Annotated in this window: 19 protein-coding genes; 15 read left to right on the top strand and 4 right to left on the bottom strand. The window is 49.6% G+C overall.

Features of this window, described 5'->3' with window-relative positions:
• Positions 1-208 precede the first annotated feature (208 nt).
• Complete coding sequence (locus tag D328_RS0109285) at positions 209-1,669, top strand: polysaccharide deacetylase family protein (RefSeq protein WP_018884719.1); 1,461 nt, start codon at positions 209-211, stop codon at positions 1,667-1,669.
• Between the two features lie 133 nt (positions 1,670-1,802).
• On the opposite strand, the gene ilvD is transcribed toward D328_RS0109285, so the two are convergent.
• From ilvD to D328_RS0109270, 3 genes are all read right to left on the bottom strand, one after another.
• Positions 1,803-3,491 (bottom strand): dihydroxy-acid dehydratase, encoded by a 1,689-nt coding sequence (gene ilvD, locus D328_RS0109280; protein WP_018884718.1) that lies wholly within the window; start codon positions 3,489-3,491, stop codon positions 1,803-1,805.
• A 232-nt stretch (positions 3,492-3,723) separates the two neighbouring features.
• The gene (locus tag D328_RS0109275; RefSeq protein ID WP_018884717.1) at positions 3,724-3,972 is read right to left on the bottom strand and encodes a KGG domain-containing protein; all 249 of its coding nucleotides are present in this window, start codon (positions 3,970-3,972) and stop codon (positions 3,724-3,726) included.
• A 165-nt stretch (positions 3,973-4,137) separates the two neighbouring features.
• Positions 4,138-5,178, bottom strand: coding sequence for an acyltransferase family protein (locus tag D328_RS0109270; RefSeq protein WP_018884716.1), 1,041 nt, complete (start codon positions 5,176-5,178; stop codon positions 4,138-4,140).
• A 392-nt stretch (positions 5,179-5,570) separates the two neighbouring features.
• Between D328_RS0109270 and D328_RS0109265 the strand changes: the two genes are divergently transcribed.
• The 5 genes from D328_RS0109265 (at position 5,571) to mgrA (ending at position 9,901) form a co-directional block, all read left to right on the top strand.
• Positions 5,571-6,239, top strand: coding sequence for a bifunctional 2-keto-4-hydroxyglutarate aldolase/2-keto-3-deoxy-6-phosphogluconate aldolase (locus D328_RS0109265; protein WP_018884715.1), 669 nt, complete (start codon positions 5,571-5,573; stop codon positions 6,237-6,239).
• A 126-nt stretch (positions 6,240-6,365) separates the two neighbouring features.
• Positions 6,366-7,181, top strand: coding sequence for an alpha/beta fold hydrolase (locus tag D328_RS0109260; protein ID WP_025681313.1), 816 nt, complete (start codon positions 6,366-6,368; stop codon positions 7,179-7,181).
• 42 nt (positions 7,182-7,223) lie between these two features.
• Entirely contained in the window at positions 7,224-8,000 is a 777-nt protein-coding gene (locus D328_RS0109255) for an HAD family hydrolase (RefSeq protein ID WP_018884713.1), read from the top strand.
• 55 nt (positions 8,001-8,055) lie between these two features.
• Entirely contained in the window at positions 8,056-8,796 is a 741-nt protein-coding gene (locus D328_RS0109250) for an NAD-dependent protein deacylase (RefSeq protein WP_018884712.1), read from the top strand.
• A gap of 88 nt (positions 8,797-8,884) precedes the next feature.
• Positions 8,885-9,901 carry an L-glyceraldehyde 3-phosphate reductase gene (gene mgrA, locus D328_RS0109245; protein ID WP_018884711.1) on the top strand — a complete coding sequence of 339 codons (1,017 nt, stop codon included), beginning with the start codon at positions 8,885-8,887 and terminating at the stop codon, positions 9,899-9,901.
• A gap of 243 nt (positions 9,902-10,144) precedes the next feature.
• On the opposite strand, the gene D328_RS0109240 is transcribed toward mgrA, so the two are convergent.
• On the bottom strand, positions 10,145-11,005 hold the full coding sequence (locus D328_RS0109240) for an AraC family transcriptional regulator (RefSeq protein ID WP_018884710.1): 861 nt from the start codon (positions 11,003-11,005) through the stop codon (positions 10,145-10,147).
• Positions 11,006-11,394: 389 nt separating this feature from the next.
• Here D328_RS0109240 and galE point away from each other — a divergent pair, with 389 nt between their 5' ends.
• From galE to ptsP, 9 genes are all read left to right on the top strand, one after another.
• Positions 11,395-12,381: a UDP-glucose 4-epimerase GalE gene (galE, locus tag D328_RS0109235; RefSeq protein ID WP_018884709.1), complete on the top strand. Its 987-nt coding sequence runs from the start codon at positions 11,395-11,397 to the stop codon at positions 12,379-12,381.
• Between the two features lie 29 nt (positions 12,382-12,410).
• Positions 12,411-14,018, top strand: coding sequence for a UDP-glucose--hexose-1-phosphate uridylyltransferase (locus D328_RS0109230; RefSeq protein ID WP_018884708.1), 1,608 nt, complete (start codon positions 12,411-12,413; stop codon positions 14,016-14,018).
• Positions 14,019-14,383: 365 nt separating this feature from the next.
• On the top strand, positions 14,384-15,547 hold the full coding sequence (locus D328_RS0109225) for an iron-containing alcohol dehydrogenase (RefSeq protein WP_018884707.1): 1,164 nt from the start codon (positions 14,384-14,386) through the stop codon (positions 15,545-15,547).
• A gap of 362 nt (positions 15,548-15,909) precedes the next feature.
• Complete coding sequence (locus D328_RS0109220) at positions 15,910-16,428, top strand: membrane protease regulatory membrane protein (protein ID WP_025681318.1); 519 nt, start codon at positions 15,910-15,912, stop codon at positions 16,426-16,428.
• Positions 16,429-16,458: 30 nt separating this feature from the next.
• Entirely contained in the window at positions 16,459-18,039 is a 1,581-nt protein-coding gene (locus D328_RS0109215) for a flotillin family protein (RefSeq protein WP_018884705.1), read from the top strand.
• Positions 18,040-18,251: 212 nt separating this feature from the next.
• A complete protein-coding gene (glcT, locus tag D328_RS0109210; protein WP_026281092.1) occupies positions 18,252-19,109 on the top strand; it encodes a glucose PTS transporter transcription antiterminator GlcT in 858 nt (285 codons plus the stop codon).
• Positions 19,110-19,385: 276 nt separating this feature from the next.
• Entirely contained in the window at positions 19,386-20,210 is an 825-nt protein-coding gene (locus D328_RS0109205; RefSeq protein WP_018884703.1) for a glucose PTS transporter subunit IIA, read from the top strand.
• A 166-nt stretch (positions 20,211-20,376) separates the two neighbouring features.
• Positions 20,377-20,652 (top strand): HPr family phosphocarrier protein, encoded by a 276-nt coding sequence (locus tag D328_RS0109200; protein ID WP_025681322.1) that lies wholly within the window; start codon positions 20,377-20,379, stop codon positions 20,650-20,652.
• Positions 20,645-22,357 carry a phosphoenolpyruvate--protein phosphotransferase gene (gene ptsP / locus D328_RS0109195; protein ID WP_018884701.1) on the top strand — a complete coding sequence of 571 codons (1,713 nt, stop codon included), beginning with the start codon at positions 20,645-20,647 and terminating at the stop codon, positions 22,355-22,357. Before D328_RS0109200 ends, ptsP begins: the two co-directional genes overlap by 8 nt.
• Positions 22,358-22,360: the final 3 nt, after the last annotated feature.

Raw genomic sequence — 22,360 nt, 5'->3', positions numbered from 1 at the left:
TTCTAAACTATGTAGTATATCTAGTGATATATCCAGTACCACTGGGCATCTGAGGGGATTCAAAATACTGAACTGTGTACATATACGATGATATTCGGAGAATGGTTCCCAAATTTGAGCATGATCCAGCATCACCGACCTGTGTTATGTATGTTCAAGTTCATATGCTTAGAGAGTGCCAAGACAAAACGGAAAAGTGGGGATATTCATGCTGCAGAATTTACTGTTGTTAATATTGTACATCTCTTCTTTGTATGCATTTATTCCACTGGTCATTAGCCGATTGTTCGGGTTCAGGGTACTACGTAGAGGGAAAATACAGGATTCGTTCGCATTAACCTTCGATGATGGCCCGCATCCAGTCTACACCCCACAGCTATTGGATCTGCTTCGACGCTATAAGGTGAAGGCGACCTTCTTTGTCGTCGGTATGCATGCCAAGGAGCATCCGGATATATTGCGAAGAATGCACCAGGAAGGGCATTTGATTGGTATTCATAATTATGAGCACAGGGCGAATTGGTTAATGCGACCCAAGACGGTGCGTAGACAGATTGAGTGGACCGAGCAGATTATTAATCAGGCTACTGGACAGCCAGTCATGTATTATAGACCTCCATGGGGAGTGGTTAACCTATTTGATTTCTCCCCTTCAGCTGGAAAAAGAATCGTGCTCTGGTCTTCAATGTTCTATGATTGGAGATTCCGACTCGGTGCTGATCGGCTTGCCGAACGTATGCTGAGGAAGCTGCGAGGAGGAGAGATTATGCTGCTGCATGATCGGGGGACTACCTTTGGGGCTGACCCGCAGGCGCCAGAGAATATGCTGCTAGCTGTCGAGAAGCTGCTGGAGGAAGCCGCGCACCGGGGGATGAAGGGAATTAGAATTGATGAGATGGAGGAGGCTGAAGCAGTCATGGGTAAGGAGAAGGAGCGACAGAGCGATGCAGGTTGGCTAAAAAGAAGCATACTACGCCTATGGTTCCAATATGAGAAGCTGTTCCACAGTCTCTTCCATCTCCAGCCAGCTTCGAAGGACACTCCATTACTGCATTACAGACAGCGCTCCTATCAGGGAGAAGAGATCAAGCTAGGCGATGGTTCTATGTTAAGCAAGGGGGACAGTGTGTTGGAGCTGCATTTTGACAATCGTAGATTGTATGAGATCGGCGCTAGCGCAAAATCCACGCTCCACATTGCTATTCAGATGATTCGCGGTGTAGAGCAGCAGCTCCCCGCTCTGGCAACCCGGATTGCCGAGGAGCCGGGTCTTACAAATGTAAAGGCACTGTATGGTGTAAGCATGATTAATAGGGGAGCCGAGAAGCTGGGCTTCATCGTGGAGGAATTACCAAATGGGCTATTCGCCACAGCTTCGCGCTGGTACCTGGCATTGCTGCTGTTGGTCATTCACCCTGCTGGACAGAGACGCTTCAGGAAGGGAAAGCTTCGTGGAGAGCAACAGAGATCAGGCGGTGAAATTGCGGCAAGAGCGACCTTGGTCCCCAAGAGAATCGTTATGCCAGTCAGTATCCTGAAGAGTCGATATGGTGGCACAAGCAACCGCCTATCCAAGTCAGCAGAAGCGGGGGCAGACTATGACAATGAGATCGTGGACATGGAATCGGCAACTGCTGCCCAAGTGAACAGCACAGGCACCACGGCCTAACAGCGACTTCATGGGGCTAATTAGCAGAATACAAGTAACCAGTAAGACAAAAAAGCTGTTTCGAGGCTAGATAAGCCCGAAACAGCTTTTGTTGTATGCTATAGTACTTCTTGTTCATGCTAAGGTGCTATGATTAGATTTTCATGATTCCGCCATTGCTCGCATTTGTAACAAGCTTGGAGTAGCGGGCGAGATAACCAGTCTTCACCTTTGGCTCGAAGCCTTTCCAGTTGGCACGACGACGATCGAATTCCTCATCACTGATCTCCAGCTGGATGGTGCGGTTGTTCAGATCCAGCTCAATGAAATCTCCGTCCTCGACGAAGGCAATCGGTCCACCCTCAGCGGCCTCTGGTGAGATATGACCGATCGAGATACCTCGGGATGCCCCTGAGAAGCGGCCATCCGTAATCAGTCCTACCTTGGCCCCCAGACCCATACCTACGATTTGGGAGGTTGGTGCCAGCATTTCCGGCATACCTGGTCCACCCTTAGGTCCTTCATAACGGATAACCACGACGTGGCCTTCCTTCACATGGCCGTTAGCAATTCCGTACAGCGCATCGTCTTGGGAATCGAAGCAGATCGCAGGTCCACGGTGATAGCCGCCAACGGATGGATCAACTGCTCCCACCTTGATAATGGAGCCCTGTGGAGCCAGATTGCCGAAGAGCACAGCCAGTCCACCACGCTCAGAATGAGGGTTGTCCAGCCTATGAATAACGTTCGTATCCAGAATCTCTTGGCCTTCCACATTCTCACGCAACGTCTTGCCTGTCACGGTGATACAGTCCGCGTGCAGCGCTCCTGGCTTCTTGAGTAGTTCGTTCAGAACCGCGCTTACGCCGCCTGCATTGTGTACATCCTCGATGTGATAGTCAGAGGCAGGAGCCAGCTTGGACAGATGTGGTACTCGGTTAGCCACTTCGTTGATGCGCTCAATTGGATAATCTACCTCAGCTTCATGTGCCAAAGCCAGTGTATGCAGTACAGTGTTCGTGGAACCGCCCATCGCCATATCCAATGCGAAGGCATTGTCAATCGCTTCCTTCGTTACGATGTCACGCGGCTTGAGATCAATCTTGATCAGCTCCATCAGTTGCTTCGCAGACTGACGAACGAACTCTTTACGTTCCTCAGCGACTGCCAGGATAGTACCGTTGCCCGGCAGAGCCAGTCCCAGTGCTTCAGCAAGACAGTTCATGGAATTCGCTGTGAACATCCCTGAACAGGAACCGCAGGTTGGACAGCCAAATTGCTCAAGCTCCAGCAAGCTTTGATCATCAATCTTACCTGCCTGATAAGCACCTACACCTTCGAATACGGAGGTCAGGGAGATCGAGCGACCGTTCTTGTCCTTACCGGCCTTCATTGGTCCACCGCTGACGAATACCGTCGGAATGTTGACGCGAAGCGCACCCATCATCATGCCTGGCGTGATCTTGTCACAGTTAGGGATACATACCATTCCGTCGAACCAGTGAGCCGAGACGACAGTCTCCAGGGAATCGGCGATGATCTCACGGCTTGGGAGAGAGTAACGCATGCCGATATGGCCCATAGCAATTCCGTCATCAACACCGATGGTATTGAACTCGAACGGGACTCCGCCTGCTTCGCGAATCGCTTCTTTAACGATCTTACCGAATTCCTGAAGGTGTACGTGTCCAGGAACGATATCGATATAGGAGTTGCACACGGCAATAAATGGTTTGCCAAAATCCTCTTCCTTAACTCCTGCTGCGCGCAGCAAGCTCCGGTGTGGTGCACGATCAAAGCCTTTTTTGATCATGTCAGAGCGCATTTTTTTGTTTGCTGTCATGCTGACTTATCCTCCCAATCGGTGTATATTTTAGCGCTGTTGAGCGCTAATGAACGTTTATGTTTTCTAAAGAGTCTATCACATCTAGTCAGCTTTTGCTATATGGGCCTTGCTGGAGGATACACAAAAAAACCGGCTCACACAGAAGCCGGCTACTGCCAGAAATAATGGGGACTTCAACGGACATGTCAACTGGATATGCCCCAGTGACGTGCATAAATGGAGATGAGGATTACTTTTTGCCGCCCTTGCGACCGATTTCCTGATAAAATTCCCGATCCCGGGACTCAGCAGTGGCTTCTCCACCCTTGCGACCAATCTCTTGATAGAACTCCTTGGTATGTGTCTCTGCTGTCGTCACGCCGCCTTTACGGCCGATTCCCTGGTAGAAAGCCCGACTGTGCTTTTTGGAGGTGGCTTGCCCGCCAAGCCTTCCGGCCTCGGCCCTAGTCATCTTGCCTTTGTCTGAGGGGGGTGCCATAACCAATCACTCCTTGGGACAAGTTTGATGTACGCACCCTGTACTTACCACTTCCCTTGCGACATGAAACAAGGAGAAAAGATGCCTGGGACAAGTCACAATAGTTCCCAGATGATATGTGAGACATGAATATTCAAGCTTGTTCATTCTTTATCTAATTCGTATTCACGCCTTTCTTGGCTGGCGCAGGCTTGGCTTCATGTAGCGCAATAACCAATCTGTCCGAGGCTCTACAATGGCGTGCGATAGTGTTCTCACAGTCGGAAGCGTCAGCAGGGCAGTCGCTCCGCAAGCCGTAACGATGAGCAGTAATGCCTCATAGGGAAGTGTAATGTAGCTATAGATCCCTGAGATCACAGCCGCCCGGATCACAAAGCCATGCAGCAGGAAGACATAGAGAGTCCGTCTGCCCATATCCGTCCAGAAGCCGGCAGCTAGTGGAACGAATCCGAGGAAAACGACAGAGGCAGCAATCTGTAGCAGATAGATACCGATACGGAACAGACCAGCATACCAATCGGTGTGACCCAGCTGTAGGTAGGTCATGCTTCCGTATAACCAGCCCGCTGGGAGTACTTGAGCGATCAAGCCTGATACCGATAGTAGCATGCAGGATAGCACAATAGCCGTCACTCTTGCCTTGCGGTTCCACCATGCGGCTAGCTTCTCGTAAGAGAAGTGATAGCCAATGACGAAGAATGGCATGAATACGAAAGTCCGGCTCAGGCTCAGCCAAATTCCGTCCACCGGAAGGTATCCGATCATAATACCAAGTCCGAAGGCAACAGCGAGCTGTGAAGTCACAGACAGCCGAATAAGGAGCATCATCAGTAGCCGCCAACAAATATGACTAGCCAGGAACCACAGCAGCAAGTAAGGTGCAAAGAATGAATGGTCAATGCCAGGTACATGGAAGAACAGGGCATCAAGAGAGGAATAGAGCGTCTGAAATATCAAATACTGCAGTCCAATTTGTAAAAGTACCTTGCGACCGCCCGAACCGAGCAGATTAAATTTGGAAAAATATCCTGTGACAAATACAAACAGTGGAATGTGGAACATAAATATCCACGTGTACACCTCTTGGGCTATTGGCATGTCAGCAAGCAGCGGCTCAAGAGCATTTCCAATAAATACACAAAAAATCAGCAGCAACCGCAGGTTGATCAGCACGGTGTCACCGCGCGAGGTGTCATGTACAGTCATTCGGTATTCCCCCATCAATACATAATGAAAAGTAATTATGAAATCATCTTTTTATACTTTCAAAATACGCTAGCCAAAGGAATTAGATAGTGATTTTTTTCACAATAGAAAACGTTCTCAGATCCCATATTTGTGTCGAAACGTTGACACGTTTGATGGCTCCAGATTTGACCTGCCCCTATACCAATGGTACCCTAACGAAAGCTGGGCATCTTCCCTTGAAGGTATGAAACACCTTTGCAATGAAGGCTTTCTGGCAAGTTAGCGTTCCTGATCCAAGCTGTCTTCCTATATAATTGAACCCAAGAGTCTAACCTAGCGTGAATAGGATCAGCTGTATAGGCTGTGGGATGTCCTGAATACAATCAAACAAGTGCTAAGGAGAATAAGTAATGAAAAAAATTCAACTTGTGCAAAAAATAGTCGACTGCGGTGTAGTTGCTGTGCTGCGGGGGGATTCCAGCGATCAGGTCGTGCAAATGGCTGAGCAGGCTATCGCGGGTGGAATCAAGGCGATTGAAATTACTTTGACAGTTCCGGGAGCTTTGCGTGCGATCGAATCCCTTAGCAGAATCTATAGCTGGAACGCAGAGCATGAGGATCGGTTCGCTATCATTGGGGCGGGTACGGTACTGGAACCACACTCTGCTAGAGCCGCCATTATGGCAGGTGCTGAATTCGTGGTGTCTCCATCGCTGAATCCGGAGACGATCAGATTGTGCAATCTCTATCGTGTGCCTATCTTGCCAGGGGTTATGACCTTGGCAGAGGTTCAGCAAGCGCTGGAGTGGGGCGTGGATATTGTAAAGCTCTTCCCGGGCAGTGTGTATGAACCATCAATTATCAAGACAATGAAGGGACCCATGCCACAGGCGAATTTCATGCCAACGGGTGGTGTCTCCGTCGCTAATCTTGGGGACTGGATTCGAGGTGGAGCTGTGGCTGTAGGTATCGGTTCAGATCTGACGGCCGAGGCTACCCAATCTGGAGATATGAAGCGGGTACGTTCCAAGGCAGAGCAGTACATGAAGGCTTACCGGGAGGCTAAGGCTAGACGGTAGTAGAATGGGCTGGACTGTGAGCATGAGGTGGTCCGGCCTTGCAAGACAACATTAGACTCCGAAGCTGCGATTATGGTGGCGTTGGAGTTTTGTATTTCGCTAGACAATTTCGAAAAGGTGGTTCGCATGAGAAGACGAAGTAGAGGTATGAGTGTATACAGTGCGAGACAACCTCGCCGAATGGTATGGAAGGTGCTTCTGATCGTACTACTCCTGTTGGTAGCTATCGTTGGCTGGGGCGCTTGGAAGGTGTTGACACCCTACAAGGCAGACGAGGTGGCTCTGACAGCTATCAGCAGTGCAGCAGAGGCTCAAGTGAAGGTGACCGAGACGGAGCAGTGGATTGATTTCATGCCAGAAGAGGGAGCGGGCAAGGGTACAGGGGTTATTTTCTACCCAGGCGGACTGGTAGACCCGAAGAGCTATGCCCCGTTAGCGAAGTCTCTCGCGGAGCAAGGGCATCATACGGTCATTGTGAAAATGCAGTTCAACCTTGCGTTTACGGAGCCTGACGCGGCGAATGCTGTCCTGGCTGCCTATCCTGACGAATCCTTCGTGATCGGGGGCCACTCCTTAGGCGGAGCCATGGCGGCCCGGTATGCAGCGACTCATTCAGGTCAGATTCAAGGGTTGTTCCTTCTGGCGTCTTATGCGGACAGCAAGGCAGATCTGCATACGACCTCCCTTCCAGTGCTATCCATTCTGGGTACACAGGATCAGGTGATCAATAGGGAGAAATATCAGAGTGGACGAGCTAATCTGCCTGATAGTACGTTGTACTACACCGTAGAAGGTGGAAATCACGCTCAATATGGAAGCTATGGCCCGCAAAAGGGGGATGGCGTGGCTACGATTACCGCAGAAGAGCAGGAAAGCCGCACAGCACAGGTTATGATGGACTGGTTAACTGCGACTGTCGATGTTGATGCATCCTCAAAATAAGACTTGTCTAATACCTATGTCCACTCTAAGGAGAAGATTGGAATGGCTGAGTTGCTTGTAAAAGGAAGACGACATCCCTGCAGAGCCGTCCTGTTCGATAAGGATGGCACGCTGCTGGACTTCTGGCAAATGTGGGGACCTTGGACTCGTACGCTGCTGGAGATGCTTGAGCAAGAGCTTCAAGTGCTGAAGGGTAGCTTTACAGGCCCGAAGCACCGGGTACTTGGTACAACTCATAATGCGGATGGTGAGCCGATGGGCTACGACCGCAGAGGTCCACTGGCCATGGGATCGATTGAGGAGACAACCGCTGTTCTGGCTTGGCAGCTGTATGCAGCTGGTAAGCCTTGGAATGAGGCGGTGCTGCGTGTACGTGAGTTGGCCTCAGTGGCGACGCAGGAAATCCGACAACAGAGGCCAGCAAGTCTGCCGGCAGGCTTGTTGAGTTTGCTGCAACAGTGTCACCAAGTCGGGATTGTCATGGGAGTAGTTACGGCAGATGGAACGAAGGAAGCGGAGGAGCATCTCCATTGGCTGGGAATCCATTCTTATTTTGCCACAGTGGTAGGCTATGATCAGGTCGTACATAGTAAGCCTGATCCTGCCATGATGCTTCATGCCTGCGCCCAGCTCCGGGTCAGTCCGTCTGAGACCGTACTGATCGGGGATACGAATGGAGACATGCAGATGGGCAGACTTGCTGGAGCGGGTTTGAAGATTGGCTATGCTGCAGAGTCGGAGACAGCCACATATCTGCTGGATGCAGATGATATCATTCACAGCTATGATGAGATTATAGTAAGACAGAGTCTTGTGTAATGAATTATAGGGTTGCATGTTATTCTATGGAGACAATTAATGAGGTGATGCTGGTATGGACAAAAAACAGACACTAGCTTCATGGATTACAGACAGCAGCAAAATCGTATTTTTTGGTGGGGCAGGAACGTCCACAGAGAGTGGAATTCCGGATTTTCGGTCAGCTGCAGGACTGTATCGAAATGAAGAGAAGCTGCCTTACCCACCGGAGGTTATGCTAAGCAAGACCTTTTTCCTCGAACACCCGAACGTCTTCTTTGACTTTTATCGTCGCAAGATGCTGCATCCGAATGCTAAGCCTAATGGTTGTCATGAATTGCTGGCCAGGCTAGAAGCTGAAGGCAGGCTGTCCGCGGTTATCACGCAAAATATTGATGGTCTGCATCAAAAGGCTGGCAGCCAGCGTGTGTTGGAGCTTCATGGGTCTGTGCATCGCAACTACTGTATGAACTGCTCACGCTTTTATTCCCTTGAGGAGATTATGGACAGTGAGAGCACCGTGCCTGTCTGTCCGCATGACGGAGCCATGATCAAGCCTGATGTGGTGTTATATGAAGAGGAATTGAACTACAAGACTTTATCAGATGCAGTGGAGGCTATAGCAGAGGCTGATTTACTGTTAATTGGCGGCACGTCACTGACCGTTCATCCGGCTGCTTCCTTAATTACTTATTTTCAAGGAGAACGCACGGTATTGTTGAATGCGGACCCGACTCCGTATGACCATCGGGCGGACCTGTTGTTAACCGAACCGATCGGGCAGATCATGCATGAGGTTGGAAGGTTGGTAGTGTAATCGTTTTCTTGTAAAAAAGTTGTCAAGGGCGTATGATGTTCCGTAGGAAAGAAAACACAATCATGAGTGGAGAGAGGCGGGTATAGCAATGGTTTATTTAGCTGGTGAAGATCGTTATGAACATATGAAATATAATCGTACAGGCAAATCCGGCCTGAAGCTCCCGGCTATTTCTCTGGGACTGTGGCATAACTTTGGTGGCACCAACAACGCCGAGAATGGTCGGAATATGTTGACAAGAGCGTTTGATCTAGGGATTACCCATTTTGATTTGGCAAATAATTATGGTCCTCCAGCAGGATCTGCTGAGCAATTGTTCGGGCAGGTTCTGGCAAGTGACCTTAAGGCATATCGCGATGAGATGGTCATCTCTACCAAAGCAGGTTACTATATGTGGCCTGGACCATACGGTGAATGGGGTTCTCGTAAATATCTGGTCTCAAGTCTGGATCAGAGTCTGAAGCGCATGGGACTTGATTATGTGGATATTTTCTACTCCCATCGCTTTGATCCGGATACTCCGCTTGAGGAGACGATGATGGCACTGGATCACATTGTCCGTTCCGGGAAGGCCCTTTACGTGGGGATCTCCAGCTATAGTGCCGAGCAGACTGCCGAGGCGGCTCGAATCTTGAAAGAGCTCGGGACACCACTTCTCATCCATCAGCCCATGTATTCCTTGCTGAACCGCTGGATTGAAGAGGGTTTGCAGGACGTGCTTGATGAGAACGGAGTAGGCAGTATCGCATTTTGCCCGTTGGCGCAAGGACTGCTTACCAATAAATATCTGAATGGTATCCCGGATGATTCTCGCGCTGCAGGCGCTTCACAGTTCCTGAGCTCCAATAATATAACACCGGACATGCTGCGCAAGGTGAGAGCCTTGAACCAGATGGCGGGTGCAAGAGGTCAGAGTCTGGCTCAATTCGCTCTTGCCTGGGTACTTCGTGAGGGACGTGTAACCTCTGCGCTCATAGGTGCCAGTCGTCCTGAACAGATTGAAGAGAACGTGGCAGCACTCTCTAATCTGGATTTCTCGACAGAAGAGCTGGAACGGATCGATTCCATTCTGCACTCCTCCGGCCAAGAGGGCTCCAAGTCTTAATTAGAAGTGGTATGCTCTAAGCGTACCTGTTACAACATAGTCACGAGTTCGTGATCGTTACTACAATCGTTATGGCTACTAGAGTTCGAGTTACTCTAGACCTAATCACTTAATCACTTTCATTAGAGCCACTATAGATGAATAGCAGAGTCATTATAGATGAACAGCTCAATTAGCCCGCTTGGATGTCCAAGCGGGCCAGCTTTATGTATTCGTAGCGTGGCCCCAGCCCAGCTCGCACACTCAGGAGGAGCCTGCAAGAATCGAGCGCCGATATTCGCTCGGCGATTGCCCATACAGCCTGCTGAATTGTCTGGAGAAATATAGGGCATCCTGCATTCCAACGGAGGCCGCTACTTGTTCGATGGAGAGTCCGGGCCGTTCCCGGAGCAGCTGTCGGGATTTGTCTATACGAAGCTTCAGCAGATAAGTCACTGGCGATACGCCCGTTTCCTGCTTGAATATGCGGGATAGATAAGCACGGTTGTATCCCAGGCCTGTAGCCATATCCTCAATCGACACGGGATGGGCATATTGGGTACCCATGTATTGAATCATCTGCCGGACTGTAGAGCGAAGGTGTGATTCAGGTCCTGCTAACGGCAGCTCCTCGGCCAAGTGGTCCATGGCTTCAGCCATGATCAAATGAAGATATCCGATCGCTGCGGGATGCGAGCTGCTCTTGCGCGTGTTGAAGCCCTGCTGCATGCTCTTAATCCATTCAGGAATACAGCTATGCTCGGCAGCCCGGAATACAGTCGCTCCAGTGGTAAAGCCTGCTTGACGAACCAACTCGTGGGAGGCACTGCCCGTGAAGGCTGCCCATCTGTATTTCCAAGGCTCCTCCTGATTGGAAGCGTAGCTGACGAGCTGCTCAGGATGGATCAGGAAGCAGTCGTGAGTCTGCAAGGAATAGCTTTGCTGCTCTGTGCGAAATACCCCTTGACCGGATTCAACGAAATGAAGCAGATAATAATCGTAAAGCTTGGGACCGAGCGAGTGCCCAGGATGGGTCTGGCTCTCCCCGGCAAATAGCACATGGAGTCTGCTCTGATCATAATAGACCGGGTTAGAGGCTATAGCGTACGAGTAATCTGCGGACATGGGCGGGTACCACTCCTTGCTTTTACATGTTCATAAAATGGAGTTGAAGCTGTGGGTCGCAATTCTCTTGAATTGTGTGTGTACGCTTCATGTTGTAGTATAAACTGTGAAGTCACATTTATCCATATGGATAACACATCAATACATTACATATCGGCTGTGTGTTCTATATACTGATCAGTGTAAGGGGCATGCCCGAAGTAACATTCTGAATGATAGCCGAGGCTTGGATTCATCAATGAAATGATCTTTTTAGCATGGCATTCATCACATGTCATGTATGGTACACTGGAGCGCAAGTGCTCATCTTTTGTTGCCGTTGTTGTTTTGAAACAAACTCTTATACATGTGATATTCATGCAGTAACTAATAGAAAGGGGATTTGGAAAATGGCTATTTTGGTAACTGGTGGAGCAGGTTATATTGGTTCTCATACGGTGGCAGCATTGCTTGAGAAGGGTGAAGAGGTTGTAGTCGTTGATAATCTGCAGACAGGACACAAGGAATCGCTTCTTGGCGGTAAGCTGTATGAAGGCGATCTGCGTGACAAGGAGCTCCTGGCGACTGTGTTTGCGGAGAATCAGATTGATGCGGTTATTCACTTTGCAGCAAATTCCCTGGTAGGCGAAAGTATGAAGGACCCAGCAAAATACTATGATAATAACGTATTTGGTACATTGTGCCTGCTGGAAGCAATGAGTGCAGCCAAGGTATCCAGAATTGTCTTCTCCTCTACAGCAGCTACCTATGGTGAGCCGGAAAAGGTACCTATTGAAGAGACTGACCGTACGGAGCCTACCAACGTCTATGGTGAGACCAAGCTGATGATGGAGCGCATGATGTCCTGGTTCGACAAGGTGCTGGGCATTAAATATGTATCCCTGCGCTACTTCAATGCGGCAGGAGCTCATGTGAGCGGCAAGATCGGCGAGGATCACCGTCCTGAGAGTCATCTGATTCCATTGGTACTGCAGACAGCCTTGAAGCAGCGTCCGCATATCTCTGTCTTCGGTGATGACTACCCCACACCGGATGGAACATGTATTCGTGACTACATCCACGTGAGTGATCTGGCTGATGCACATCTGCGCGCAGTCGGTTATCTGCGCGAGGGCAACGACAGCAATGTATTTAACCTCGGTAACGGTCAAGGCTTCTCCGTCAAGGAAGTGATTGAGACTGCGAAGCAGGTGACTGGCCTTGATATTCCAGTAGTCATGGAGGCGCGTCGTGCAGGTGATCCTGCGATTCTGGTTGCTTCCTCGAATAAAGCACGGACCGTGCTCGGCTGGAATCCTAGCCGCACCGAGCTTGCTGATATTATCAGCGGAGCCTGGAGCTGGCATCAGTCCCATCCTGACGGCTACGGCGAGTAATATACCGCAAGAATCAAAGGAGGCCCATCATGGCGAAGGGAACACAAGCATCACCAGACACGGAACTTACTGCCGGAGCGCAAAGCGCGCTTCAGGCTATTGATAGACTGACAGGCTTTGCTCTGAAGCAAGGACTGATTGAAGAGACGGATTACGATTACAGCCGTAATCTGCTGCTGGAGCAGTTTGGCTTCTCCGAGCCTTATGCTGGTCATGAGGAACTAGATATCCCGGACAGTCCGCAGTCGATGCTGGATGTATTGATTGATTATGGTTACGAGCTGGGGTTAATTCCTGAGAATACAGATACGTATCGTGATTTGCTGGATGCGAAGATTATGGGCCAATTGATGGCTCGTCCATCGGATGTCATTCGTGCCTTTAGACAGACACAGACAGAGCAGGGGATTGAGGCGGCAACGAATCAATTTTACAAGCTATCCATCGACTCCAACTATATCCGCATGGACCGGGTCAATAAGAATGTATATTGGAAGCAGCCTACGGATTACGGAGACATGGAGATTACCATCAATCTCTCGAAGCCGGAGAAGAGCCCGAAGGAGATTGCCATGGCGAAGCTGCTTCCGCCTCCTGTCTATCCTAAATGTCAGCTCTGCCGGGAGAATGTGGGTTATGCAGGTCGCGTGAATCACCCTGCCCGTCAGAATCTGCGCGTCATTCCACTTAAGCTGATCGAGGAGCCGTGGTTGTTCCAGTACTCTCCATATGTGTACTACAACGAGCACTGTATCATTTTCCATCATGATCATGTGCCAATGAAGCTTACAAAGGATACGCTGCGCCGTCTGCTGGCGTTCACGACGGACTTCCCGCATTACTTTATCGGCTCGAATGCAGACCTGCCGATTGTAGGTGGCTCGATCTTGACGCATGACCATTTCCAGGGGGGCAAGCATACCTTCCCGATTCAGCTGGCTCAGCGTGAAGCAGTATATCGCAGTGACGCATTCCCTGAGGTGCAGGCCGCAACGGTTAAATGGCCAATGTCGGTCGTTCGTCTAAGCTCTAACAATCCTGAGCAGCTGTTAGAGGCAGGTAATGTGCTCTATGAAGCGTGGAAGCAATACAGCGATGCTGAAGTAGATATTCTGTCCTTCTCCGATGAGAATGGTGAGCAAGTCCCGCACAATACGGTCACACCAATTGTACGCCGTGGTGAGAATGGTGAGTATGAAATGGATCTGGTGCTGCGTAACAACCGTACCAATGAGCAGTATCCGGAAGGGATCTTCCACCCACATCGTGAGATGCACCATCTGAAGAAAGAAAACATTGGACTGATCGAGGTCATGGGTCTTGCGATCCTGCCGGGCCGTCTTAAGGAAGAGCTGGATGGCATTGCAGACTTGCTGAGCAGCAGTGCTCCGCTGGAGCCGGCAATTCAGGAGGATGAGACCCATCCGCTCAACAAGCACGCCGAGTGGATCGGGTCACTGATTGAACGTCATGGTAGCAGCCTTGATAAGGATCAGGCTGTTGAGATTATTCAGAATGAGGTTGGGCTGAAGTTCAGCGAGATTCTGGAGCATGCGGGCGTATTCAAACGGGATGCTCAGGGTCAGAAGGCCTTTGCAGCCTTCCTGAATAGCCTTGGGTACCGCGCGCAAGTGTAATTGTCTCAAGTGTGATTATCTAAAGTGATAATTAATTGATAATCCATATCAAATTATACACGAAGGGCAAGCTCTGCTGCAGAAGCAGGACTTGCTCTTTGTGTTGTTCATCTATGCAGTGCAATCTGTTGTTCCTTTATTCAGAGCAATATTGAATATTCCTGATTGCTGTACTTCTAAAAAACATACCAATACTTCGTCATTAAATCGTGCGCAATATACTGAGATTTGTTATTTTGTGTCTAAAAGCGTTATAATGTATGAGTGCGTGGCATGAACGCTGGTTAAGAACAAACCAAGAAGTAAAACGAAGAAGTAGAACCAAGAAGTGAAATTAAGAAATGAATCGGAGGCGAACATCCACGATGAGAGCATTTGAATTCCATAATCCTACTCGTCTTATTTTTGGTCAGGGCAAGCTTGAAGTATTGACTCGGGAAATTCCAAAGTACGGTAAGCGCGTACTGCTGGTCTACGGTGGTGGTAGCATCAAGCGCAGCGGCCTCTATGAAGAAGTCATCGGCTTCCTCAAGCAAGCTGAGGTAGAGATTACAGAGCTCGCAGGTGTCGAGCCCAATCCGCGTCTGGCTACGGTACATAAGGGTGTCGAGCTGTGCAAGCAGCATGACATTGACTTCATCCTTGCTGTAGGTGGAGGCAGTGTGCTGGATTGTACGAAGGCAATCGCGGTTGGTGCGAAATATGATGGCGATATGTGGGATTTCGTTGAGCGTAAGGCTGTACCGACGGCAGCACTTCCATACGGAACTGTGCTGACGATGGCTGCAACGGGCTCCGAGATGAACTCAGGCTCAGTGATCACCAATGAAGTTACTCAGGAGAAGCTAGGTTGGGGTAGCCCTCTGGTATACCCTGCGTTCTCCATCTTGGACCCGACGTACACCTTCTCTTTGCCTAGAGATCAGACAGTATACGGTATGGTGGACATGATGTCTCACGTCCTTGAGCACTACTTCCACTTGGATACGAACACCCCGGTACAGTTGGGTTGGTGTGAGACCATTCTGCGTGCTGTTATCGAGGCAGCGCCGAAGCTGGTGGATGATCTCGACAATTACGAGCTGCGCGAGACGGTTATGTTCTGTGGTACCATGGCACTGAACGGATTCCTGAACATGGGGCTGGCTGGTGACTGGGCAACGCACAATATTGAGCATGCTGTATCTGCTGTGTACGACATTCCGCATGGTGGTGGTCTGGCCATTCTGTTCCCGAACTGGATGAAGCACAATATCGACGTGAAGCCTGAGCGTTTCGCACGTATGGCTGTTCATGTGTTCAATGTGAATGCTGAGGGCAAATCTGAGCGTCAGGTTGCTGAAGAGGGCATTGAAGCGCTGCGCAGCTTCTGGAGCTCGATTGGTGCGCCAAGTCGTCTGGCAGACTACGATATTACGGATAAGGACATTGAACTGATGGCAGACAAAGCGATGCGCTTTGGACCATTCGGCAACTTCAAGAAACTGCAGCGTGAGGATGTAGTCAGCATCTATCAAGCTTCGTTGTAGTATACTTACACTTCATATTTACAATGCGTACTATGTTCTACTACTCGGCCAATGGCAGCTGAACGAGTAGCAGCTTAACAAAGTAGCCTTGCAGGAACTGGCGGTCTTGGATAAGACTGCCGGTTTTTTGTCGTTCATTGAGAAGGTAGAATGGATATGAGTCGTAAAGTCATAGACGTAATATTACATTTTAGGTAAGATATATAGATGATGAAGCGACAGAATGAGTATTTCATATTCAGGGATTCAGAGGATTAGCTGGGTAATAATTCGAACTTTAGGAAAATATCTGAAACTTAGCATTGGCAACATACGTATGTATTGATATAAGATCAGCGACGGACAAAGGAGGTCTGGTTATGCTGGAAACGGTCTTCTGGGGATTCTTGATCGGCGGAGCGCTCTTTACAATTGTAAGTGTATTGATTGGCGATGTGCTAGGTAGCTGGCTTGATGGCGTATTCGATCTGGCTGGTATTGATTGGCTCAATCCTGTAGTACTGGCAGGAGCGGCTACGACATTTGGCGGAGCCGGTATTTTACTAAGCAAATACACGAACCTGGGGAGTACAGCCGTCTTGATTGCAGCCCTGTTGATCGCTTTCCTGGTTGCTGTGGTGGTGTTCCTTGCATTTGTGAAGCCCATGATGAACAGTGAAGTATCTACTGGCTTTTCCATGAAGGAGCTGGGCGGGAAGATTGGAGAGATTACGATTCCTGTGCCCGCCAAGGGCTTCGGAGAGGTCATGGTGAAGCTGGGGGCGGCAAATACGATCCATACAGCATCAAGCTTCGAGCATAAGCCGCTTGCTGCAGGTACCCGCGTAGTGGTCATAGAAGTCACTGATGGTGTGTTGGTTGTCTCTGATCTTAATGTGTAAGACGAATACATAGGGGAGAGGATGAAGAACATGCAGGATTTGATTAACATGGATGTAATACTTATTCCCGGTATTGTAGTAGCTGTGATTGTGGTTATGGGTATTGCGTTCTGGGCCCGTTATAAGACGGTTGGCCCGGATGAGGCGATGATCGTAACGGGGTCCTTTCTGGGAAACAAGAACATCTCTGAGGACGATTCGGGTCGGAAAATCAAGATTGTGCGTGGTGGCGGTGCGTTCATTTGGCCAATCTTTCAGCAATCCGAATTCATTTCCTTGCTGTCACACAAGCTCGATGTGACGACTCCTGAAGTATATACGGAGCAAGGGGTTCCTGTTATTGCAGACGGAGTTGCTATTATCAAGGTGGGTAGCTCCATCGAGGATGTGGCTACTGCTGCTGAACAGTTCATCGGCAAGCCGCTTGAGGCGCTGAGAAGCGAAGCCCAGGAAGTACTTGAAGGTCATCTGCGTGCGATATTGGGGACGATGACTGTAGAAGAGGTATATCGTAATCGTGATCGGTTTGCTCAGGAGGTACAGGGCGTCGCTGCGCGTGATTTGAAGAAAATGGGACTGCAAATTGTCTCGTTCACAATTAAGGATGTACGTGATAAGCATGGCTACCTGGATGCGCTCGGTAAACCGCGGATTGCAGCAGTCAAACGTGATGCAGAGATTGCAGAAGCTGAGGCTGTTCGGGATGCGCGGATTCAGAAGGCGCGTGCCGAGCAAGAGGGTCAAAAGGCTGAGCTGTTACGGGATACCAACATTGCTGAGGCTGAGAAGGATAAGGAACTGAAGGTCGCTGCGTTTAAGAAGGATCAGGATACGGCCAAGGCCGAAGCGGATCAGGCCTATCATATCCAGGAGGCGCGTGCCAAGCAGACCGTGGTTGAGGAGCAAATGAAGGTCGAGCTCGTGCGCAAGGAGCGGGAGATCGATATTCAGGGCAAGGAAATTCAAGTGCGCGAGAAGCAGTATGATGCTGAGGTGAAGAAGAAGGCTGAAGCAGACCGTTACGCGGTCGAGCAAGCTGCCGAAGCGGATAAGGCGCGTAAAATGCGGGAAGCTGATGCGGTACAGTACTCCATTGAGACACAAGCCAAGGCTACAGCCGAGCAAAAACGGCTCGAAGGTCAGGCGGTTGCGGATGCTGAGCTTGCCAAAGGTACTGCTGATGCGGAAGTTATCCGACTGCGTGGTCTGGCTGAAGCCGAAGCGAAGGAAAAGCTTGCCGAGGCCTTCCAGAAGTTCGGAGAGGCTGCCGTGCTCGATATCATTGTCAAAATGCTGCCTGAGCTGGCTGGCAAAATTGCAGAGCCAATCGCCTCTATTGAGAAGCTGACCGTCGTTGATACAGGCAAGGGAGATGGCGCTGGAGCTGCCAGAGTAAGCAATTATGTTACAGAACTGATGTCCACGGCCCCAGAGATGCTGAAGAGCGTGTCCGGAATTGACGTGGAGAGTCTGATCCATGGACTTACCAAAGGTAAAACGGGTACACCTGCATTCACGGTGCCGACTGATGGAGCAGCATCGACGGTAACAGCAGTTCCTGCTACCGAGCAAGCTCCGTCAGAGTCAGGGAAGCGTCGAATTGAAGAATAGTCTTAGTCGGTCTAAGGACTAATTCATAATTTGATATGAATTTGGCGACAGCCCCCTGCAAAGGACTTTCCTTCTGCCAGGCGGGCTGTCCGTTGTTCCTGACGTAATCAGGGGCCTGCGAGATGTACCTCTATTGACCTCTACTGAAAATTTTGTTACCTTAAGCGAGACACCCTGTAAGTGCGAGAGTTGGAGCAAAAGAGGTGCGGATGGTGAGCAGCCTACAAGTGGTCAAGGTATTAAACAACAATGTTATTATTGGCGTGCGTCCTGATGATCAGGAGGTCGTCGTTATCGGGAAGGGAATTGGCTTCAATCGAAAGTCCAATGACCATATATCGCTGGAATCGGTGGAGAAGATGTTCATTCTCACCAACCAAGAGGAGCAGGAGCAGTACAAGCAGCTTATTCCTCAGGTCGACGAGCGACTGATTGAGATCATCGGTGAGGTTATTCACCATATCGAAGGTCAGGTTCGCGTGCCTTTGAATGAACATATTCATATTGCCATTACGGATCATATTGCATTCGCCTTAAAGCGCAAGGAGCAGGGGATCATTATTCATAATCCCTTTCTATACGAGACCAGAGAGATCTATCCCGAGGAGTATCGAATGGCGGAATATGCAATTCACTTGATACGTGATCGTCTTGGAATCGATTTGGGACAGGATGAAATTGGCTTTGTAGCTTTGCATATATATAGTGCGATGACGAATCAACATATTTCTCAGGTGCGTGAGCATTCAGCGTTGATTACGGATCTAGTGACGATTGTAGAGGATGCATTGGAATATAATATTCCTGTCGATTCCTTGGATTACTCACGCCTGTTAACCCATCTGCGCTTCGTGATCGAGCGTGTCCGGCGTGGGGAAGCGGTGGAGCAAATGCACAAGCTGGATAAGCTGATGAGCTCGGAGTATCCTGAAATGTACACGCTTGCCTGGAAGCTGACGAAGATTATGGAGAAGCGGCTGGGATTGCCTGTATATGCTGCGGAAGTGAGCTATTTAACTATGCATTTACAGCGTTTACAACAGCGCAAGGAGCAAGAATACTCTGGTTAAAGATCTCACCAAGCACAAGAGAACATCAGGTTGCAAACTCTGAAGGCTTCGTGCTATAATTAGCCTTGTTCTTAGATTTATTGAATGTGCATGAATAATTGCATAACGATACGTGTTACTGATTCGATCAGGCATGAGTTGATTAAAGTATGATTGGATATAGCTATAATGGGAAAGATACATTCCAAAGGCTATAACTGTCACTTTGTTAACTGATGCCTTTTTTGCGCAGTTGTGCAACTGTTCTCGCAACACGACTAGGAGGAAAGCTCGTTGATGTTCCACAAGCGTTTCGGAAATTCACGGCCTTATATCCCGGAGAACTTATCCGAAGAAGCTATGGAAGCACTTCCGGGAGCATTGCTGGAAGCCTTTGGGGGACCGGCTAACATTGAGCATCTGGATTGCTGTATCACACGGCTGCGAGTTGAAGTCAAGGACGCATCTGTCGTACACTATGTTATGCTGGAGGGACTAGGTGCTGCTGGCATCCAGATTATAGAGAACCATTTTCAGGTGGTGTACGGTCTTGTATCGGAGCTACTGAAATCCCGTATGCAGGACATCATGGCTGGACGTCAGCCTGAGCCACTACAAGGACATTTGCATTCTATGCAGCAGGATCGGCAGCTTCTACATGAGATTGTCGTCATGCCTATGCAGGGTGAACTGCTGGACCTTGGTCAAGTGCCTGATCCTGTATTTTCCAATCGAATGACAGGGGATGGATTTGGGGTAATACCTCATAGTGGACTTGTCGTATCTCCGGTATATGGACGGATTGCCAACGTCTTTCCGACGCAGCATGCTGTTACCATCCTATCAGATGGTGGAAAAGAGGTACTCGTTCATATAGGTGTTGGTACCGTCAAGCTACGTGGTCAGGGCTTTGAGCTTCTCGTTGAGGAGGATGAGCTGGTGGCGGCAGGACAGCCGATTATCCAGTTCGATCTGGACGTTATTCGTGAGCAAGCAAGATCCAGCGTATCCTCTGTAATCTTCATGAATCTGCCGGAAGAGGTAGCCGTGATGCTGAACAAATCCGGTGAGCTTGTCGCTGGTGAGGAAGATATTGTTACGTTCACTTGGAAAACGTGTTAAGCGCGTTAAGTAGGCACTAAGTAGGTTAATAACATTGTGAAAACATGCCCGTTCGAGCAGAGCTCTTATAGAGCTGCTACTTTCGGCGGTGCAGTTTCTATATAAGGCCATTCATAGCCTAATGATTAACTCCATAATATATTTTAAAAAAGGCGGGAAGATGATTATGCAAAAAACATTCAAAATTACGGACGAAGACGGTATCCATGCACGCCCAGCAACAGCTCTGGTAAACACAGCTAACAAATTCAGCGGTGCAGAATCCTTTGCTGAAGCTAACGGCAAAAAAGTAACTTTGAAATCCATCCTGGGAGTATTGTCCCTTGGTCTTGAGCAAGGCGACACCATCAACATCATCTGTGAGGGCGCTGAAGCTGCAGCAGCTCTGCAAGCTTTGGAAGATGTAATGGTTAAGGAAGGGCTGGGCGAAGTACATGCATAAGATTTCAGGGATTGCGGCCTCCGCAGGTATCGCAATTGCCAAGGCGTTTATCTTGGAGCACCCTGATTACTCTGTAGAGAAGCGCACAGTAACCGATGCACCGGCGGAGATCGCCAAGCTGGATGCTGCGCTGGCAGCATCCCGTACCGAACTGGAAGCGATCAAGGAAAAGACGCTGCAGGAGCTGGGCGAGAAGAAGGCTGAGATTTTCGCGTCTCACCTGCTTATCCTCGAAGATCCTGAGCTGATTGATCCGGTCAAAGCTAAAATTAGCGATGAGATGGTCAATGCAGAGCATGCACTCAATGAGACAGCTAACCAGTTCATCTCGATGTTCGAAAACATGAAGAGTGCATATCTGCAAGAGCGTGCCGCTGACATGCGTGACGTGACGAAGCGTGTGCTGAATCACCTGCTGGGCGTGAAGTTCATGAGCCCTGCCGAGATTCGTGAAGAGACTATTGTACTGGCTGAAGACTTGACGCCTTCGGACACAGCACAATTGAACCGCGAATTCGTCAAAGGCTTTGCTACCAATATCGGTGGCAGAACTTCTCACTCCGCAATCATGGCTCGCTCGCTGGAGATTCCAGCGGTTGTAGGGACGAAGAGCATCATGTCCGAAGCCAAGCATGGTGATGTGATCATCGTTGACGGCCTGGACGGAGATGTGTTCATTAATCCTTCGGATGAAGTGATTGCTGAATATCGTGCGAAGCAACAGGCTTATGATGTACAGCGTGAAGAATGGCGTAAGCTGCGTGATCAACCAACCGTTACAACAGATGGTGTCCATGTGGAGCTTGCTGCGAACATTGGTACACCGAACGATGTAGCGGGCGTTATCGACAACGGTGGCGAGGCTGTTGGTCTGTATCGTACAGAATTCCTGTATATGGGCCGCGACAAGCTACCATCCGAGGATGTACAGTTTAATGCTTACAAGGCTGTACTTGAAAGAATGGAAGGCAAACCTGTAGTTGTGCGTACACTTGATATCGGTGGAGACAAGGAGCTTCCTTACCTGGATCTGCCGAAGGAAATGAACCCGTTCCTGGGCTTCCGTGCGGTACGTCTCTGCTTGGATCGTCAAGACATCTTCAGAACACAGCTGCGTGCATTGCTGCGTGCGAGCGTATACGGAAATCTGCGTGTCATGTTCCCGATGATTGCTACACTGGATGAATTCCGTGAAGCGAAGGCTCTGCTGCTTGAAGAGAAGGCTAAGCTGGTAGCTGAAGGAACTGAAGTATCTGAGGATATCCAGATTGGAATCATGGTCGAAATTCCTTCGACGGCTGTACTGGCAGACCAGTTCGCCAAAGAAGTGGACTTCTTCAGTATCGGTACCAACGATCTGATCCAATATACAATGGCTGCAGACCGTATGAACGAACGTGTCGCTTACCTGTATCAGCCATACAACCCGGCGATCCTTCGTCTGGTGAAAATGGTCATTGACGCAGCACATCGCGAAGGCAAATGGGCTGGCATGTGTGGCGAGATGGCAGGCGATGCTACAGCAATTCCATTGCTGGTGGGCCTCGGTCTTGACGAGTTCAGCATGAGTGCTACTTCCATTCTGCCTGCTCGCAGTCAGATCTCCAAGCTGTCCCGTGCAGAGATGGAGAAGCTGGCGGCAGAAGCGCTGAATATGCAGACAGCTGAGCAAGTCGTGAAGCTGGTACAAGGTATTCAAGCTTAAGCT

It is taken from the genome of Paenibacillus massiliensis 2301065 = DSM 16942, from assembly GCF_000377505.1.
Classification (GTDB): domain Bacteria; phylum Bacillota; class Bacilli; order Paenibacillales; family Paenibacillaceae; genus Paenibacillus; species Paenibacillus massiliensis.
The sequence above is the reverse complement of the archived record's forward strand: the minus strand, read 5'-3'. Positions and strand labels throughout refer to the sequence as shown.

Excerpts from the sequence above, each read along its gene's own strand:
- D328_RS0109270 (WP_018884716.1), bottom strand. The coding sequence starts at position 5,178 with ATGACTGTACATGACACCTCGCGCGGTGACACCGTGCTGATCAACCTG.
- D328_RS0109200 (WP_025681322.1), top strand. The coding sequence starts at position 20,377 with ATGCAAAAAACATTCAAAATTACGGACGAAGACGGTATCCATGCACGC.
- D328_RS0109265 (WP_018884715.1), top strand. The coding sequence starts at position 5,571 with ATGAAAAAAATTCAACTTGTGCAAAAAATAGTCGACTGCGGTGTAGTT.
- D328_RS0109250 (WP_018884712.1), top strand. The coding sequence starts at position 8,056 with ATGGACAAAAAACAGACACTAGCTTCATGGATTACAGACAGCAGCAAA.
- D328_RS0109285 (WP_018884719.1), top strand. The coding sequence starts at position 209 with ATGCTGCAGAATTTACTGTTGTTAATATTGTACATCTCTTCTTTGTAT.
- D328_RS0109260 (WP_025681313.1), top strand. The coding sequence starts at position 6,366 with ATGAGAAGACGAAGTAGAGGTATGAGTGTATACAGTGCGAGACAACCT.
- ptsP (WP_018884701.1), top strand. The coding sequence starts at position 20,645 with ATGCATAAGATTTCAGGGATTGCGGCCTCCGCAGGTATCGCAATTGCC.
- mgrA (WP_018884711.1), top strand. The coding sequence starts at position 8,885 with ATGGTTTATTTAGCTGGTGAAGATCGTTATGAACATATGAAATATAAT.
- D328_RS0109255 (WP_018884713.1), top strand. The coding sequence starts at position 7,224 with ATGGCTGAGTTGCTTGTAAAAGGAAGACGACATCCCTGCAGAGCCGTC.
- D328_RS0109215 (WP_018884705.1), top strand. The coding sequence starts at position 16,459 with ATGCAGGATTTGATTAACATGGATGTAATACTTATTCCCGGTATTGTA.
- D328_RS0109240 (WP_018884710.1), bottom strand. The coding sequence starts at position 11,005 with ATGTCCGCAGATTACTCGTACGCTATAGCCTCTAACCCGGTCTATTAT.
- D328_RS0109225 (WP_018884707.1), top strand. The coding sequence starts at position 14,384 with ATGAGAGCATTTGAATTCCATAATCCTACTCGTCTTATTTTTGGTCAG.
- D328_RS0109230 (WP_018884708.1), top strand. The coding sequence starts at position 12,411 with ATGGCGAAGGGAACACAAGCATCACCAGACACGGAACTTACTGCCGGA.
- ilvD (WP_018884718.1), bottom strand. The coding sequence starts at position 3,491 with ATGACAGCAAACAAAAAAATGCGCTCTGACATGATCAAAAAAGGCTTT.
- D328_RS0109275 (WP_018884717.1), bottom strand. The coding sequence starts at position 3,972 with ATGGCACCCCCCTCAGACAAAGGCAAGATGACTAGGGCCGAGGCCGGA.
- D328_RS0109205 (WP_018884703.1), top strand. The coding sequence starts at position 19,386 with ATGTTCCACAAGCGTTTCGGAAATTCACGGCCTTATATCCCGGAGAAC.
- galE (WP_018884709.1), top strand. The coding sequence starts at position 11,395 with ATGGCTATTTTGGTAACTGGTGGAGCAGGTTATATTGGTTCTCATACG.